The organism is Rhizobium sp. 16-488-2b, from assembly GCF_017741815.1.
Lineage (GTDB): Bacteria > Pseudomonadota > Alphaproteobacteria > Rhizobiales > Rhizobiaceae > Rhizobium.
Genome location: NZ_JAGHMF010000007.1, coordinates 134,717 through 150,019, shown reverse-complemented (window position 1 = coordinate 150,019; position 15,303 = coordinate 134,717). Strand labels below are relative to the sequence as shown.

Below are 15,303 nucleotides of genomic sequence, written 5' to 3'. Positions count from 1 at the left end.
AATCAATCAGCCCAGAAGAGCGGCGACGGCCGCGTCGATATCAGCCGGCGAATTGACCGAGATGCCGGTCACGTTCTTGTCGATGCGGCGCGCGAGGCCGGTCAGGACCTTGCCGGCGCCGAGTTCGTAAAGCGTGGTCACGCCGTTTGCCGCGAACCATTCCACCGTTTCGCGCCAGCGAACCTGGCCGGTGACCTGTTCGACCAGCAGCTTGGCAATTTCGTCAGCATCGGTGACGGGCGCGGCGCGCACGTTGGCGATGACGGGCACGACCGGGTTCGACTTCGCGACACCTGCCAGCGCCTCGCGCATCGCGTCAGCGGCCGGCGCCATCAGCGCAGAATGGAAGGGTGCGGAGACCGGCAGCAGGATGGCGCGCTTGGCGCCCTTTTCGGTGGCGATGGCAGCAGCCTTCTCGACCGGCACCTTCTCACCCGAAATCACGATCTGGCCGCCGCCATTGTCGTTGGCGATCTGGCAAGCGCCGAGTGCCGAGGCTTCCTCGCAGACGGCGATCACGTCGGCATGTTCGAGGCCGATGATGGCGGCCATGGCGCCGACGCCGACGGGGACAGCTGCCTGCATCGCGTTGCCGCGAATGCGCAGGAGGCGCGCGGTGTCGGCGATCGAGAACATGCCGGCGGCACAGAGAGCGGAGTATTCGCCGAGCGAGTGGCCGGCAACGTAGGAAACCTTGGCCTTGGGATCGACGCCCTTGGCTTCGAGCACGCGGATGACGGCCATCGACACGGCCATCAGCGCCGGCTGCGCATTCGCGGTCAGCGTCAGTGTCTCTTCCGGACCGTTGAACATGGTCTCGGACAGCTTCTCGCCGAGAGCGTCATCGACCTCTGCAAAAACGGCGCGCGCTTCGGCGAAATTCTCGGCAAGATCCTTGCCCATGCCGACGGCCTGACTGCCCTGGCCAGGGAACGTGAAAGCGATGGTCATCCTATGTCCTTTTTATATGGACCCGCGGTCATTTCGCCTCCAATTGACATTCTTTCCCCGAGAGTCAAGTGCCGGAGGCCTGCGTTCCAAGGCTTTCGCGACTGCAACAAAGCCGCACATTTGCTCTTGCGCTTGCTCAATTCCGGCCTAAATTCGCGCCGTCCTTCCAAGACCTCATTCTTTTAAGATCACGATTAAGGCTCCCCAATGAAGCATAAGAAACTTGGCCGCACCGATATTTCGGTGTCCGAAATCTGCCTTGGCACCATGACCTGGGGCACGCAGAACACCGAGGCGGAAGCTCACGCACAGATGGACTACGCCTTCGAGCGGGGCGTCAACTTCTTCGACACCGCCGAGCTTTACCCAACCACGCCCGTCGGCCCCGAGACCCAAGGCCTGACCGAGGATTATATCGGCACCTGGCTTGAGAAGACTGGCAAGCGCAAGGACATCGTCCTCGCCACCAAGGTCGCCGGCCCCGGTCGTTCCTATATCCGTGGCGGCGAAGGCGCAGATGCCAAGAATATGCGCCTGGCGATCGAGGCCAGCCTGAAGCGGCTGAAGACAGACTATATCGATCTCTACCAGATCCACTGGCCGGTTCGCGGTCATTTCCACTTCCGCCAGAACTGGCACTACGACCCCTTCAAGCAGGATCGCGCCAAGGCCGTCGCCAACATCACCGACATCCTGCAGACGGCGGGCGAACTGGTGAAGGAAGGCAAGATCCGGACGATCGGCCTCTCCAACGAGACGACCTGGGGCACGCAGAAGTATCTTACAATCGCCGAGCAGCTCGGCCTGCCGCGCGTCGTCAGCATCCAGAACGAGTATAACCTGCTCTATCGCCACTACGATCTCGACATGGCGGAGATGTCGCACCATGAAGATGTAGGCCTGCTCGCCTACTCGCCACTCGCCGGCGGCATCCTCAGCGGCAAGTATATCGGCGGCGCCTTACCCGGTGGCTCGCGCGGCTCGATCAACGGCGACATCGGCGGACGCCTCCAGCCGCTGCAGGAAGCGCCGACCAAGGCTTACGTCGAGATCGCCAAGCGCCACGGCCTCGATCCGTCGGCCATGGCCATCGCGTTCTGCCTGACACGCCGCTTCATGACGTCGGCCATCATCGGTGCCACGACCATGGCGCAGCTGACGACCGATATCGACGCGGCCGGCATCAAGCTTTCGAGCGATATCCTCGCCGAGATCGACAAGGTGCATCGCGAATATCCGATGCCGATCTGACGCTTCGGACTGCCGCGGCAGTCTGTCGCGAATGTGCGAAATCACCCAAATTTGACAGGAGCCGTCATTGTTTACCCGCAATGGCGGCTCACTTCGTTTTTGCCTTACGGCACTGACCGCAGCACCAGAATTTCGGCCTGCGATCATTTCATATTGCTTATATTTCAATACTTTATGGGAACTCAGATGACTAGTTCGCTTTACAGGTCCCTCATTCACAGGATCATTCTTGGATCTGCCGCGCTTCTGGCCGGTGTCGCCGTCGCGTCCGCTGCCTCGGCGGCGGATCCTTCTGGTCAGGTGACGGTCGGGAGCACCGTTCGCAGCTTCACCCTGCACGTGCCTGATGGCCCGCGCCCGCCAGATGGCTTTCCCCTGGTGCTTGCCTTTCACGGCGGCGGCCAGCAGGGACCGGCCATGCGCCGGCTGAGCGGTCTTGATGCCGTCGCCGACAGTCGACGCTTTATCGTTGCCTATCCCAACGGCATCGACAAGCACTGGAACGACGGACGTTCAACGATCCGCAATCCTCAAGACGACGTCGGCTTCGTTTCCGCGCTCATCGATCAGGTGCAGCGGAGCTATGGCATCGATAACAAACGCGTCTACGCGACGGGCATTTCGAACGGCGCACTCTTTGCCGAACGGCTCGGTTGCGACCTCTCCCGACGCATCGCCGCGATTGCGCCGGTTGCTGGAACACTGCCAAGCGACATAGCCGCGAAATGCCGCCCCGAACGTCCGGTCGCCGTATTGCGGATCGACGGCACTGCCGATCCAATCATGCCGTTCAAGGGCGGGGATGTCGCCGATTTCGGGGGCGCGGGCGAAGGAGGCAAGGTCTTGTCGGTCAGCGACACGGCCGCGTTCTGGGCCAGAAACAATGGGTGCGCTCTGCCAGGGAACTCGGCACCGCTCGCTCCGACCGCTCGACTCGACCGCACACGCGTCGTCGTCACGCGATACGACGGATGCCGACCATCGGGCACCGTCGAGGTGCTAACGGTGGTCGGTGGCGGCCATACTTGGCCCGGCGGCGTGCAATATGCGCGACGTCTGTTCGTTGGCGTGACCAGCCGGCAAATCGATGCCAGCCGCTCGATCGCCGATTTCTTCCTGTCGCAACCGCCGCGGTAAACCCGTTTTTCGCTGGTGGAGATATGTTTTCCCAGGCGGCCTTGCGTTTTCGTCAGAAATCCGTATAAGCCGCCCTGTTCGCAAAAACCCGGTCTTCTGGCTGGTGGCTGAACGGAGGGCCGGTTTCCCACGGGAAATCGTTCGGAACGGAAGCGTTCCAGCCTCCCGTGTCTCCGCTCTCGACCGTCTCGGAACGCTTTTCTTGCCTGGGTTCACCCAATCAGGAGCAGTCGTTGAGGCTTAGCCGCCGAATATCGGGTTGAATAAACGCAAGAAAGGCAAAGCTATCATGGCTCTTTATGAACATGTATTCCTTGCCCGACAGGATATTTCCGCTCAGCAGGTAGAAGCCCTCGTAGAACAGTACAAGGGCGTACTCGAAGCTAACGGCGGTAAGGTCGGGCGCGTAGAAAACTGGGGCCTCAAGTCCCTGACCTACCGCATCAAGAAGAACCGCAAGGCTCACTACGTTCTCGTCGACATCGACGCCCCGGCTGCTGCCGTGCAGGAAATGGAACGTCAGATGCGCATCAGCGAAGACGTCCTTCGCTACATGACCATCGCTGTTGAAGCTCACGAAGAAGGCCCGTCTGCCATGATGCAGAAGCGCGACCGCGACGACCGCGGCCCGCGTGATGGCGCCGACCGTGGCCCGCGTCGCGAATTCGGCGATCGTCCGCCGCGTCGTGATGGCGACTTCCAGCGTGGCCCGCGTCCTGATCGCGCCCCGCGCGAAGACCGTGCATAAGGAGAACTGAGAATGTCTGAATCTTCCTCCGCACCGGTACGCCGCCCGTTCCACCGTCGTCGCAAGACTTGCCCGTTCTCCGGCGCAAACGCTCCGCGCATCGACTACAAGGACGTTCGTCTCCTGCAGCGCTACATTTCCGAGCGCGGCAAGATCGTTCCTTCCCGTATCACGGCTGTTTCGCAGAAGAAGCAGCGCGAACTCGCTCAGGCGATCAAGCGCGCTCGTTTCCTCGGCCTGCTGCCGTACGTCGTCGCTTAATCAGCTGACGAGACCAAATCGAGGGAAGGCAGCAATGCCTTCCCTTCTCCCTTTCGCGATGGGCGCGGATCGGAACCCTTAAAACCCATGTTGAGGCATTCTGAAACCGATTCAGAAAACGCCCTCTAACTGCTTGATGAAGCAGGACAGCGACCGTGAAACCACTGAATGCAAAAATGCTGGGCGTTGGAGCCCTCGCCGGGTTCGTCGCCGCACTTCTGGTGCTGGGCGCTGGCCGGCAGCCGTCGTCTTTCAGTGCTGTCCTCTACGCGGCTTCCGCGCTTCCCATTCTTCTTGTCGGCCTCGGCTGGGGCAACATGGCGGCGATCTCGGCCGTCGTTACCGCCGCCGTCCTAGGCGCGATCGCCATCTCGCCGTCCTTCGCGCTGATGATGACGCTGGTCACGCTTCTGCCGGCAGGCTGGATCAGCCACCTCGCCAATCTCGCGCGCCCTGCTTCCGAACTCGGCGGGCCCGATCATCTGATGGCGTGGTATCCGCTGTCGGATATCCTGCTGCATCTTTGCGGCCTCGTGACGTTCGCCGTCATCGTCGTCGGCGTGATGATCGGCTATGGCCCCGAACTGATCGACCGTCTGGTCGACGTGCTCTTCACCTCGGTGGCGCAGCAGCAATCCGATTTCACGCCAGACGCGGCCGTTATCGCGCAGACCAAGTCACTCGTTCTCCTGCTTCTGCCGGCCATTCAGGGCGGCATGTGGGTGGTGATGCTGTTTGCGGCCTATTACATCGCGACGCGCATCGTTGCTGCGTCCGGCGGCGGCCTGCGTCCGCGCGAGGATATCCCCTCCTCGCTCAGGATGAACCGCAACACGATCTTCATCTTCCTTCTCGGGCTTGCCGCAACCTTTCTGGGCGGCATCCCGGCGATGGTCGGAGCAACCGTCGTCGGCACGTTCGGTGCCGGCTTCCTTCTCTCCGGTTTCGCCGCGCTGCATTTTCGCACGCGCGGCAAGGAATGGCGCCTGCCGGCGCTTATCCTCTGCTACCTGGCATCTCTCATGTTGATGCTGCCAGCCTTTTTCATCCTCGTTCTGGGGCTCAGCGATACCCGCAAGGCGATCGCGCTCACCCCGAACAAGGATGCTGATGCCCCCAAACAGACAGATTCGAAACTCTAGGAACACGAAAGGAAAACTGACATGGACGTCATTCTTCTCGAACGCATCTCCAAGCTCGGCCAGATGGGCGAAGTGGTAAAGGTCAAGGACGGCTTTGCCCGTAACTACCTGCTGCCGCTCGGCAAGGCTCTGCGCGCCAACGACGCCAACAAGAAGCGCTTCGAATCCGAGCGTGCAACGCTCGAAGCCCGCAACCTCGAGCGCAAGTCGGAAGCACAGACCGTTGCCGACGCTCTCGAAGGCAAGTCCTTCATCGTCGTTCGTTCGGCTGGCGAAACCGGCCAGATGTACGGCTCGGTCGCTGCTCGCGACGTCGTTGAAATCCTGGCTGCCGAAGGCTTCAACATCGGCCGCAACCAGGTTCACCTGAACACCCCGATCAAGACGATCGGTCTGCACCAGGTCGAACTGCAGCTGCATGCTGAAGTCGAAATCAAGATCGAGCTCAACGTTGCTCGTTCGGCTGACGAAGCTGAGCGCCAGGCCAAGGGCGAAACCCTGACGTCGGTTGACGCCATCTACGGCGTAGACGAAGACGCTCTGCGTCCGGAAGACTTCTTCGATCCGGAAGCCGACGGCAACGCCGAAGACGAATAAGGTTCTGGAGAGCAATCTCCCGAATGCGAAAGCCGGGCCTCGCGCCCGGCTTTTTGCTGCCCACTATCCAACGGAAATTAGTTCGCCGCCGTCTTCTGCTCGGGCTCGGCGCTCTTGTCGACGCTGACGACAACAGACAGGCCGGGCCCGAGGCCCTTCGCGGCAGGCTGGCCGGGATCAATGCTGATGCGAACGCCGACTCGCTGGGCGATCTTGACGAAATTGCCGGTGGCGTTGTCGGCCTTGATGACCGCGAATTCAGAACCGGCAGCGGGCGAAAAACGCTCGATGCGGCCGGTGAGCCGCTGACGCCCCAGGGCATCGACCACGATCGAGACGGGCTGGCCGACCTGCATGCCCTCAAGCTGCGTCTCCTTGAAATTGGCGACGACCCAGACCTCTTCCGGCACCACCGCCATCAGTTGCGTGCCTACCGCGACGTATTGGCCGAGGCGAACGCCGATCTCTCCGAGATGGCCGTCACGCGGCGCCAGGATCGAGGTGTTCTGCAGATCGATCTCGGCCAGATGCACGGTCGCTTCCGCGCTTGCCACATTGGCCTCCAGCAGCGAGCGATTGACGATGATGGTCGCCAGGTTCTGCTTCGACACTTCCAGCGCCGACTGCGCCTGGTTCAACGCGGCCTTCGCTTCCTCGAGCGTCGCCTGCGCCTGCTCGGATTCGCTTGCCGAGGCGATGCCCCTGTCGTTGAGGTTGCTGATGCGATCCCAAGCGAGCTGCGCGCGCTTCAGCGAGGCGTTGGCGCTATCGATCTGCGCCTGGCTTGAGGCAATGGTCGCCTTTGCTGAAAGTTCCGACTGGCGTGAATTCTCGAGCGACGCCTTCTGCCCCTCAAGTGCCGAGCGGGCCTGGGCAAGCTTCTGCGTGTAGATGCGGTCGTCGATCTTGGCCAGCACGTCACCCTGCTTGACCTGCTGGTAGTCCTTCACCGGGACATCGACGATATAGCCATTCACCTGCGGGCTCATGATCGTCACGTAGCCCCTGATATAGGCGTTATCGGTCGTCTCAACCGACGTCACGAAGGGCGGCAGCCGCCAGGCGTAAAGCACGAGCAGGATGCCCGCGATACCGGCGATAATGGCGATGAGGCTGGCAGGCGACCGGAAGAATTTCGACATGCGGTGAACTCGTGATCAGGATTGAACGGCTGCGGAGGCATTCGGCTCGGCGGCTCCGCGCTCGGAGAGGCGCAGCCATGCCTGATGAAGAAGCATGACCAGGAGACCGAGAAGAGACGCCACGCAAATTGCGAGGAAGGTGTCGTTGTAGGCAAGCGTATAGGCTTCGCGCGTGACCTGCTGCGACAGCAATGCCAGCCCTTCGGCGTTGAGCAATGTCTGGTCGGTGATGACCTTGCCGTATCCCGCGGAAAGCTGCGAGACGCGCTGCGCAACCAGCGGATCCTGCAGCAGGATATGCTCGACCAGCACGTTCGAGTGGAACTTCTCGCGGATGGTCACGAAGGTGCCGAGCATGGCCGAGCCGAAGAGCGAGCCGATACTCTGGGTGAAAAGAAAGATCGCGAGGAAATTGACGATGAAGGGATAGCCACGGGCCATGGCCGCCTTGAAGCCGCTCGCCATCACCGGCGGCAGGAACATCGCCGCTCCCGCCGAGACCAAGGCTTGGCTGAGATACATCTGTTCCGGCCGGGTCAGGCTGGTAGACTGGCTGTCGAGATAGGCGCCTGCCGCGATGAGCACCAGCGATATCAAATGCGCGGTGCTGACGTAGCGCGTCGTCATCAACAGCGTGCAAAACAATCCGCCGAGCACCGACGCGACCAGAACGATGGCGTAGAGCTTGGTCGTCTGATCGTTCAGCAGGCCAAGCTGCTGGTAGAAGTTCGCGGCCGTCGACGATTGCTCAGAGGAGACGAAGCGGAACATCAGAAGCACGCCCGCCATCCTGAGATTGGGGCCAGAGAGCACCCAGCGGATATCCAGCATCGGATTTTCGCGCGGCAGCTCGATCGCCACCACGAGCGCCAGACAACCGGCGGCGACAGCAAGGAGAACACCAATCCACGGCGCTTCGAACCACCAGTAGAGACGCCCCAGCGTGAGAACGACCGCGAGGCAGCCGAAACCGACGGCAAGCAGCAGATAACTCAGGAAATCCAGGCGCTGGATGACGACCGCGCGCGGCGGCGAGGTCAAAGGCATGGTATAGATGATGGCGAAGACCAGCAGCGCCAGTCCCATCTCCAGCGTATAGAGCGCGTGGTAACCGCCGAGATCAAGCAGAGGCGGCGAGATGATGCGTGCGATCGGGGCGGCGAATAGTGTGCACATCAAAGCGAGGCTGATGCCTGTCGTCAGCTTGCGCTCCGGTGGAAAGAGCTCGAGCATGTAGAGAAAGCCGAGCGTGGAGATCGGCGCCGCAGCAATGCCGCTCAGCGCCCGGACGACGATTGCGGAGTGCAGATCGGTCACGAGAAGGTTCAGCACCGCGGCGAAGACGAAGCAGATGATGCTGAATTCGGCGAAACGTCTCAGGCCATATTGCGTGCGGATCTTGAAGAGCGCGATCGACAGGCTGGCATATGGCGCCATATAGGCCGCCGACAGCCACGAGACCTCGGCGGCCGTCGCCGAAAACGATCCCTGAAGCTGATAGATATTGGCATTCACAAGGTTCATGCCGAGACCCTGCGTAACGAAGAGCAGGACCGACGCGGCCATGTAGAAAGGCTTCTTCCAGCCGGCCATCGGAACCACGGGCGGCGGCGCAGGCTGCGGCACTGGTGATGCCGCCTCGTCCGCGGCCTTTGGCGCAACACTGTCGCTGGACGCCTGGACGAGGCTCATTGCTATTTCCTCACACTCCGCGAATGCCCTGCAAATTCGCCTGCATGGCCCGTATCGTATCCAAGGTAGTTCTCAGATCGCGTTCGGGAATACCTGATATCACCTGGGCGCGCACGCTGACGGCGATATCGTCGATCTCGCCGGCGACGACCTTGCCTGTCTCGGTGATGTAGATCTCCTTGGCGCGGCGATCGGAGCCAGCGACGCGGCGCTCGACGAAGCCCTGCCCTTCCATCGCGTCCAGAATCCGGACCAATGTCGGCGTTTCCAGCTCCAGCCGGTCGGCAAGCTCCCGCTGGTTGATGCCGTCCTTCTTGTTCAGCGTGAAAAACACACGCGCCCGTGGCAGCGTCATGTTCCGTTCCCGGACGATCTTGTCGAAAACCGCTCTAAGCTTCCGGTTGAAAGCCGCCAAATCTTCAATCAACTCTCGTCCGAGAGGCGCATTTGTCATATTTATCAGTCCATTTAATTAGTGTGCTTATTATATCTTTTATGCCTACAGTCATTTCCCGCGTTTTTCAAGCGGTGATGACGAGAGTCTCGATGCACACTCCCCTATCAACGCCTAAAATACCACGAACGCGTTGATTCGCGTGAGTCGCTTTGTACCGTGTCCGGAAGGCTACACCGCCGGTATTTTCGCGTAATGGCAAGATGCGCTGTGGAGAAGTCGAACAACGTGCCAAAGCCAAAGCGTTTTGGCCGCACGCCATGTTCAGCACTTGATTTTGCCGTTGGTGGGCTGCAAACCCGAAGCTGAATAAGACAGAACGGATCAAGATGAACGACGCCGCCCGAAAGATCGCCGCTGTTGCCCAGCCGGAGCAGCACTACCGCGAAGCACCCAACAACATCGAGGCCGAGCAGGCGCTTCTCGGCGCGATCCTGATGAACAACGACGCCTATTACCGGGTGTCGGACTTCCTCAAGCCGCCGCATCTCTACGAGCCGCTGCACCGCAAGATCTTCGAGGTCGCGGGCGATATCATCCGCATGGGCAAGATCGCCAATCCAGTAACGATCAAGACCTTCCTGAAGGCCGACGAAAAGGTCGGCGACATGACCGTCTCCGAATACCTCGCCCGCCTGGCGCGCGAAGCCGTCACCATCATCAACGCCGAGGACTACGGCCGCGCGATCTACGATCTGGCGCTGCGCCGGGCGCTGATCACCATCGGCGAGGACGTCGTCAACATCGCATACGACGCGCCGCTCGACATGCCGCCACAGGCGCAGATCGAAGACACCGAGCGCCGCCTGTTCGAACTTGCCGAAAACGGCCGCTACGACGGCGGCTTCCAGGCGTTCAACGACGCGGTGGCGCTGGCGATCGACATGGCTGCCGTCGCCAAGGAGCGTGATGGCGGTCTTTCCGGCATCTCGACCGGCATCATGTCGCTCGACGGCAAGATGGGCGGTCTGCAGCGGTCCGACTTGATCGTACTTGCAGGACGCCCGGGCATGGGCAAGACCTCGCTTGCGACCAACATCGCCTATAACATCGCCGCCGCTTATGAAGGCGAAGTGCAGTCCGACGGCAGCATGAAGGCGAAACAGGGCGGCGTCGTCGGCTTCTACTCGCTCGAAATGTCGTCCGAACAGCTGGCCACCCGTATCATCTCCGAGCAGACCGAGGTCTCCTCGTCGAAGATCCGCCGCGGCGACATCAACGACGCCGATTTCGAAAAGCTCGTCGCCTGCTCGATGATGATGCAGAAAGTGCCGCTCTATATCGACCAGACCGGTGGCATCTCGATCGCCCAGCTATCGGCACGCGCGCGCCGCCTGAAGCGTCAGCGCGGCCTCGATTGCCTCGTGGTGGACTACATCCAGCTGATGACGGGCGCCGGCAAGGGCGACAACCGCGTGCAGGAAATCACCCAGATCACGACAGGCCTCAAGGCGCTCGGCAAGGAGCTGAACGTGCCGATCATCGCGCTATCGCAGCTGTCGCGCCAGGTCGAAAGCCGCGAAGACAAGCGCCCGCAGCTCTCCGACCTTCGTGAATCGGGCTCGATCGAGCAGGACGCCGACGTCGTGCTCTTCGTGTTCCGCGAGGAATATTACGTGAAGAACCTCGAGCCGCGCGACATCCACGATCCGAAATATCCGGAGTGGGAAGCGCTGTTCGACAAGGTGAAGGGCACGGCGGACGTCATCATCGCCAAGCAGCGCCACGGACCGACCGGCACCGTCAAGCTCGCCTTCCAGTCGGAGTTCACTCGCTTCGCAGATCTGGCCGAGCCGAGCTTCACGCATTACGAAGAGCAGTAAGGGCCTGACCGTATTTGACACCGCGCCCTCATGTTGGCATTATCGCCAACATGAGGGCGCAACTGCTTTACCGCTCGAAATCCGTGTTGTCGGACGGCGCAATCCAGGAGTTGATCGTCTGGAAAGTCGCTCAGCCGGTGCCGGGTAGCGCCCACGACTACAAGTACAGCCTCTTCTATGGCTATCCCGGACAACGCGTCGTCGGGTATGACAACGAGCGAGGCAAGGGCGACCACAAGCACCTCGACGGCAATGAAGAGGCATACGCGTTCTCGACCGTCGAAAGACTTCTCGAAGATTTTCGCAGAGACGTCGACATCAGAAGGAGCCGGCGCAGATGACAACCGCCACGATCCGAATTCAAAAAGATGATGATGCCGCGATCGGCAACGCGATCGATGGGTTCGCCAAAGCCTGGAACAGCGGCGAAGCGCAACCTCACCTGTTCACCTTTTCATCGCCCGAACAGCTCTTCTCGGTGCTGACGCCCAAACGCTGGACATTGATCGAGCGCCTGCAAGCGATTGGCCCTTCGACCTATCGCGGCTTGGCCACCGCGCTGTCCCGCGACGTCAAGCGGGTCCACGAGGATGCGGCCGCGCTGATCGAATGGGGACTGATCGAGGTCAACGAAGAAGGCCGCATCCATGTGCCCTATGAGGTAATCCATGCCGACTTCGACCTTCGCAGCGTTGCGTGAGCAAAGCGCCGTCTCTTCCTTGTAATCATCCGACCCTTACAATGAGCGGAGACCTCCCTCCGCCTCCACTGCAGATGTGAATCATGACCGATTTTACCGACGACTACGAAGAAGAAGACCGTTTTGCCTCCGCGGGTTTGCGCCTGACGGTAGATCTGGCCGCGCTGACCGACAATTGGCGTGACATGGCGCGGCGTTCCGGCAAGGCGCGCACGGCGGCCGTGGTCAAGGCCGATGCCTATGGTACCGGGATGGAGGACGCCGGTGAGGCGCTTTATCTGGCGGGCGCGCGGGATTTCTTCGTGGCGACCGTCGATGAAGGCGTGACACTCAGGCTCTATGCTCCCGACGCCCGTATCTTCGTGCTCGCAGGCATCTGGCCGGGGACCGAACGGCGCTTTTTCGAGAACGATCTCGTGCCGGTCATATCGTCGGAGGAGCAGCTTGCCTTCTGGATGGCGGTGCTGGCCGAGTATGGCGACTATCCTTGCGCGCTGCATGTCGACACCGGCTTCAACCGGCTGGGCCTCGACATGAACGAGGCGATCGCGCTCGCCGACGATGTGTCGCGTCCGGCGAGTTTCGCGCCCGTGCTGGTCATGAGCCACCTTGCCTGCGGCGACGACCCGAACTCGGCGATGAACCGGCAACAGCTTGAATCATTCCGCAAGGTTAGCGCCGCCTATGAAGGTATCGATTCAAGCCTTTCGGCCTCCGCCGGCATCTTCCTCGGCAGCGATTATCACTTCGACCTGACCCGCCCGGGGATCGCGCTTTATGGCGGCGCGGCGGTGAACGGCATGACCAATCCGATGCGCCCGGTCGTGACGGCGGAAGCGCGCGTCATTCAGGTGCGTGATGCCAAGGCCGGCCAAGGCGTCGGCTATGGCCGCGCACTGGAAATTACCCGCGACAGCCGGCTCGCCATCGTCTCGGCCGGTTACGCCGACGGGTATCTGCGCAGCCAATCCAGTGGTGGCGTCCCCCTGCGCCAAGTGGCGCCCCAGAGCGGCCACGGCTTTATTGCCGGACGCAAGGTGCCGATTGCCGGACGCGTGACCATGGATATGACGATCTTCGACATCACCGATCTGCCCGAGAACGCGGTGAACGCCGGCGATTATGTCGAGCTCTTCGGGAAGAACATCTCGGTCGACGACGTCGCGCGCGCGGCGGGCACGATCGGCTACGAGGTGCTGACGAGCATGGGGTTGCGCCACGAGCGGCGGTATCTGAGCGAGGACGACGGCTAGGGCTTGGAATCCCTGCCTGCGCCTCTTGGAAGCCGGAAATCTTCGTGCTAAAAGAGAACAAAAGGAGATCGAAATGGCCGAGATCCATCTCAGCGAGCAAGACCTCACCTTCATTGAGGAGCAGGTAGCAGACGGACGATACCGAAACGCCGAAGACGTTATTGCGGCCGGGTTGAGACTGCTTGGCAGCGAAGAAGGCGAGATACAGGAACTGCGCCATCTGATCCAACGGGGCATCGATGACATCGATGCCGGACGCGCCATCACATTCGAAAGCGCCGAAGATCTGACAAAGCACATTCTCATGATGGCGGAGGAACGGAAGAATGCGGCCGCGTCAGCTGAAAATGTCGTTCGAGGCGCTGGATGATCTTCTCGGCATGTATGATCATGTTGCAGCCTTCGATGCGCTTGCTGCGCGCCGTTTTCTCGATGACATCAACGGCAAGATCGAATGGATAGCAAAGCTCGGCATAGCCGGAAGTCCGCGCGAGTTCATTCCCCGGTTGCGGGCTTTCCCTTATCGCAATCGCTGTATCTATTTCTTCATTGATGATGAGACGCTTTCCGTCCTGCGCGTGCTGCATGGACGGCAGGAGATCGAGCTCTCACATTTCCTGCGTTTTTATCAGACAGAACAAGAAGACTGATCCTTCCTCATGGCAAAAGCAAGAACACAATTCATCTGCCAGGGCTGCGGCACCATCCATAGCCGCTGGGCCGGCAAATGCGAGGGTTGCGGCGCGTGGAACACCATCGTCGAGGAAGACCCGATGGGTGGGATCGGCGGTGGGCCGGCGAAGACGCCGAAGAAAGGCCGCCCAGTGGCGCTGACCGCGCTGTCTGGCGAGATCGAGGAAGCACCGCGCATCCACACCGGCATTTCGGAGCTTGACCGGGCGCTGGGCGGCGGTTTCGTGCGCGGTTCGGCGGTGCTGATCGGCGGTGATCCCGGCATCGGCAAGTCGACCCTGCTCATGCAGGGGGCGGCAGCGCTTTCGCGGCGCGGGCACCGGATCATCTATGTCTCGGGCGAAGAGGCCGTAGCGCAGGTGCGGCTCAGGGCGCAGCGCCTTGGGGCAGCGGATACGGATGTGCTGCTCGCGGCCGAGACCAATGTCGAGGATATCCTGGCGACGCTCGCCGAAGGCAAGCGGCCCGACCTCGTCATCATCGATTCCATCCAGACGCTGTGGAGCGATCTTGCCGAATCCGCGCCCGGCACGGTGACGCAGGTGCGCACCGGCGTGCAGGCGATGATCAAGTTCGCCAAGCAGACGGGTGCCGCCATGGTGCTCGTCGGCCACGTCACCAAGGACGGGCAGATCGCCGGTCCACGCGTGGTCGAGCACATGGTCGATGCCGTTCTCTATTTCGAAGGCGACCGAGGTCACCACTACCGCATCCTGCGCACCGTCAAGAACCGCTTCGGGCCGACCGACGAGATCGGCGTGTTCGAGATGTCGGACAAGGGCTTGCGCGAGGTGGCGAACCCTTCCGAGCTCTTCCTCGGCGAGCGTAACGAGAAATCGCCAGGGGCTGCCGTCTTCGCCGGCATCGAGGGCACGCGGCCGATCCTTGTCGAGGTGCAGGCGCTGGTGGCGCCGACATCGCTCGGCACACCGCGACGCGCGATCGTAGGCTGGGATTCGGCGCGACTATCGATGATCCTCGCCGTGCTCGAAGCGCATTGCGGGGTCAAGCTCGGGCAGCACGACGTCTATCTCAACATCGCGGGCGGCTACAGGATTTCAGAGCCGGCAGCCGATGTGGCGGTCGCGTCCGCTTTGGTTTCGTCGCTTGCCGGTATTGCCCTTCCCGCCGATTGTGTCTATTTCGGCGAAGTCAGCCTGTCGGGCGCCGTCCGGCCGGTTGCGCACACGAACCAGCGCCTCAAAGAAGCCGAGAAGCTCGGATTTTCTGCAGCGCTGCTTCCATCGGGGTCCGCCGAACTGCCGAAGGGCACGGGCGGGCGCTGGAGCGAGATCGAAAGCCTGCCGGATCTGGTCGCCCGGATCGCCGGCTCGAAGGGCGCTTTGAGACGTGTGGAAGAAGAGGTTTGATCCTTTCATCGCCGCAACAGGTGATGATATAGGATGCACGCAATGAGGCGCGACTGAGCTGCGAATTGGCGGCCGTCCTGGAGTTGGAT

17 protein-coding genes are annotated in these 15,303 nt (G+C 61.4%); 13 read left to right on the top strand and 4 right to left on the bottom strand.

Going from position 1 to position 15,303, the window contains the following annotated elements; translation table 11 throughout:
- Positions 1–6: 6 nt before the first annotated feature.
- Complete coding sequence (fabD, locus tag J5286_RS06920; RefSeq protein WP_209215337.1) at positions 7–951, bottom strand: ACP S-malonyltransferase; 945 nt, start codon at positions 949–951, stop codon at positions 7–9.
- A 207-nt stretch (positions 952–1,158) separates the two neighbouring features.
- Here fabD and J5286_RS06915 point away from each other — a divergent pair, with 207 nt between their 5' ends.
- The 6 genes from J5286_RS06915 to rplI all read left to right on the top strand — a co-directional run bounded on the left by J5286_RS06915 (position 1,159) and on the right by rplI (position 6,087).
- Positions 1,159–2,202, top strand: a complete 1,044-nt coding sequence (locus J5286_RS06915; RefSeq protein WP_209189757.1) for an aldo/keto reductase — start codon at positions 1,159–1,161, stop codon at positions 2,200–2,202.
- 186 nt (positions 2,203–2,388) lie between these two features.
- Entirely contained in the window at positions 2,389–3,339 is a 951-nt protein-coding gene (locus J5286_RS06910; protein WP_209215336.1) for an extracellular catalytic domain type 1 short-chain-length polyhydroxyalkanoate depolymerase, read from the top strand.
- 289 nt (positions 3,340–3,628) lie between these two features.
- A complete protein-coding gene (rpsF, locus tag J5286_RS06905; protein WP_018898759.1) occupies positions 3,629–4,087 on the top strand; it encodes a 30S ribosomal protein S6 in 459 nt (152 codons plus the stop codon).
- 12 nt (positions 4,088–4,099) lie between these two features.
- Positions 4,100–4,348, top strand: a complete 249-nt coding sequence (gene rpsR / locus J5286_RS06900; RefSeq protein ID WP_007531286.1) for a 30S ribosomal protein S18 — start codon at positions 4,100–4,102, stop codon at positions 4,346–4,348.
- Positions 4,349–4,503: 155 nt separating this feature from the next.
- Positions 4,504–5,490 (top strand): YybS family protein, encoded by a 987-nt coding sequence (locus J5286_RS06895; RefSeq protein WP_209189755.1) that lies wholly within the window; start codon positions 4,504–4,506, stop codon positions 5,488–5,490.
- A gap of 21 nt (positions 5,491–5,511) precedes the next feature.
- A complete protein-coding gene (rplI, locus tag J5286_RS06890; protein ID WP_018898761.1) occupies positions 5,512–6,087 on the top strand; it encodes a 50S ribosomal protein L9 in 576 nt (191 codons plus the stop codon).
- Positions 6,088–6,164: 77 nt separating this feature from the next.
- Here the strand turns inward: rplI and J5286_RS06885 are convergent, their stop codons facing one another.
- The 3 genes from J5286_RS06885 to J5286_RS06875 are packed head-to-tail and all read right to left on the bottom strand — an operon-like array spanning position 6,165 to position 9,375.
- Complete coding sequence (locus J5286_RS06885; protein WP_209189754.1) at positions 6,165–7,229, bottom strand: HlyD family secretion protein; 1,065 nt, start codon at positions 7,227–7,229, stop codon at positions 6,165–6,167.
- A 15-nt stretch (positions 7,230–7,244) separates the two neighbouring features.
- Positions 7,245–8,921: an MFS transporter gene (locus J5286_RS06880; protein WP_209189753.1), complete on the bottom strand. Its 1,677-nt coding sequence runs from the start codon at positions 8,919–8,921 to the stop codon at positions 7,245–7,247.
- Positions 8,922–8,931: 10 nt separating this feature from the next.
- A complete protein-coding gene (locus tag J5286_RS06875; protein WP_047513361.1) occupies positions 8,932–9,375 on the bottom strand; it encodes a MarR family winged helix-turn-helix transcriptional regulator in 444 nt (147 codons plus the stop codon).
- Between the two features lie 329 nt (positions 9,376–9,704).
- Between J5286_RS06875 and J5286_RS06870 the strand changes: the two genes are divergently transcribed.
- The 7 genes from J5286_RS06870 to radA all read left to right on the top strand — a co-directional run bounded on the left by J5286_RS06870 (position 9,705) and on the right by radA (position 15,214).
- Positions 9,705–11,198: a replicative DNA helicase gene (locus J5286_RS06870; protein ID WP_018898765.1), complete on the top strand. Its 1,494-nt coding sequence runs from the start codon at positions 9,705–9,707 to the stop codon at positions 11,196–11,198.
- Positions 11,199–11,248: 50 nt separating this feature from the next.
- Positions 11,249–11,539 carry a toxin-antitoxin system TumE family protein gene (locus tag J5286_RS06865; RefSeq protein ID WP_209189752.1) on the top strand — a complete coding sequence of 97 codons (291 nt, stop codon included), beginning with the start codon at positions 11,249–11,251 and terminating at the stop codon, positions 11,537–11,539.
- Positions 11,536–11,898, top strand: coding sequence for an HVO_A0114 family putative DNA-binding protein (locus tag J5286_RS06860; RefSeq protein ID WP_209189751.1), 363 nt, complete (start codon positions 11,536–11,538; stop codon positions 11,896–11,898). Before J5286_RS06865 ends, J5286_RS06860 begins: the two co-directional genes overlap by 4 nt.
- 83 nt (positions 11,899–11,981) lie before the next feature.
- The gene (gene alr, locus J5286_RS06855; RefSeq protein WP_209189750.1) at positions 11,982–13,151 is read left to right on the top strand and encodes an alanine racemase; all 1,170 of its coding nucleotides are present in this window, start codon (positions 11,982–11,984) and stop codon (positions 13,149–13,151) included.
- Between the two features lie 73 nt (positions 13,152–13,224).
- Positions 13,225–13,521, top strand: coding sequence for a type II toxin-antitoxin system ParD family antitoxin (locus J5286_RS06850; RefSeq protein WP_047513374.1), 297 nt, complete (start codon positions 13,225–13,227; stop codon positions 13,519–13,521).
- Positions 13,478–13,801, top strand: coding sequence for a type II toxin-antitoxin system RelE/ParE family toxin (locus J5286_RS06845; protein WP_245205573.1), 324 nt, complete (start codon positions 13,478–13,480; stop codon positions 13,799–13,801). The genes J5286_RS06850 and J5286_RS06845 overlap by 44 nt, the downstream gene beginning before the upstream one ends.
- A gap of 9 nt (positions 13,802–13,810) precedes the next feature.
- On the top strand, positions 13,811–15,214 hold the full coding sequence (radA, locus tag J5286_RS06840; RefSeq protein ID WP_018898771.1) for a DNA repair protein RadA: 1,404 nt from the start codon (positions 13,811–13,813) through the stop codon (positions 15,212–15,214).
- The last annotated feature ends 89 nt before the right edge of the window (positions 15,215–15,303 follow it).

Excerpts from the sequence above, each read along its gene's own strand:
- fabD (WP_209215337.1), bottom strand. The coding sequence starts at position 951 with ATGACCATCGCTTTCACGTTCCCTGGCCAGGGCAGTCAGGCCGTCGGC.
- J5286_RS06915 (WP_209189757.1), top strand. The coding sequence starts at position 1,159 with ATGAAGCATAAGAAACTTGGCCGCACCGATATTTCGGTGTCCGAAATC.
- J5286_RS06910 (WP_209215336.1), top strand. The coding sequence starts at position 2,389 with ATGACTAGTTCGCTTTACAGGTCCCTCATTCACAGGATCATTCTTGGA.
- rpsF (WP_018898759.1), top strand. The coding sequence starts at position 3,629 with ATGGCTCTTTATGAACATGTATTCCTTGCCCGACAGGATATTTCCGCT.
- rpsR (WP_007531286.1), top strand. The coding sequence starts at position 4,100 with ATGTCTGAATCTTCCTCCGCACCGGTACGCCGCCCGTTCCACCGTCGT.
- rplI (WP_018898761.1), top strand. The coding sequence starts at position 5,512 with ATGGACGTCATTCTTCTCGAACGCATCTCCAAGCTCGGCCAGATGGGC.
- J5286_RS06885 (WP_209189754.1), bottom strand. The coding sequence starts at position 7,229 with ATGTCGAAATTCTTCCGGTCGCCTGCCAGCCTCATCGCCATTATCGCC.
- J5286_RS06880 (WP_209189753.1), bottom strand. The coding sequence starts at position 8,921 with ATGAGCCTCGTCCAGGCGTCCAGCGACAGTGTTGCGCCAAAGGCCGCG.
- J5286_RS06875 (WP_047513361.1), bottom strand. The coding sequence starts at position 9,375 with ATGACAAATGCGCCTCTCGGACGAGAGTTGATTGAAGATTTGGCGGCT.
- J5286_RS06870 (WP_018898765.1), top strand. The coding sequence starts at position 9,705 with ATGAACGACGCCGCCCGAAAGATCGCCGCTGTTGCCCAGCCGGAGCAG.
- J5286_RS06865 (WP_209189752.1), top strand. The coding sequence starts at position 11,249 with ATGAGGGCGCAACTGCTTTACCGCTCGAAATCCGTGTTGTCGGACGGC.
- J5286_RS06860 (WP_209189751.1), top strand. The coding sequence starts at position 11,536 with ATGACAACCGCCACGATCCGAATTCAAAAAGATGATGATGCCGCGATC.
- alr (WP_209189750.1), top strand. The coding sequence starts at position 11,982 with ATGACCGATTTTACCGACGACTACGAAGAAGAAGACCGTTTTGCCTCC.
- J5286_RS06850 (WP_047513374.1), top strand. The coding sequence starts at position 13,225 with ATGGCCGAGATCCATCTCAGCGAGCAAGACCTCACCTTCATTGAGGAG.
- J5286_RS06845 (WP_245205573.1), top strand. The coding sequence starts at position 13,478 with ATGCGGCCGCGTCAGCTGAAAATGTCGTTCGAGGCGCTGGATGATCTT.
- radA (WP_018898771.1), top strand. The coding sequence starts at position 13,811 with ATGGCAAAAGCAAGAACACAATTCATCTGCCAGGGCTGCGGCACCATC.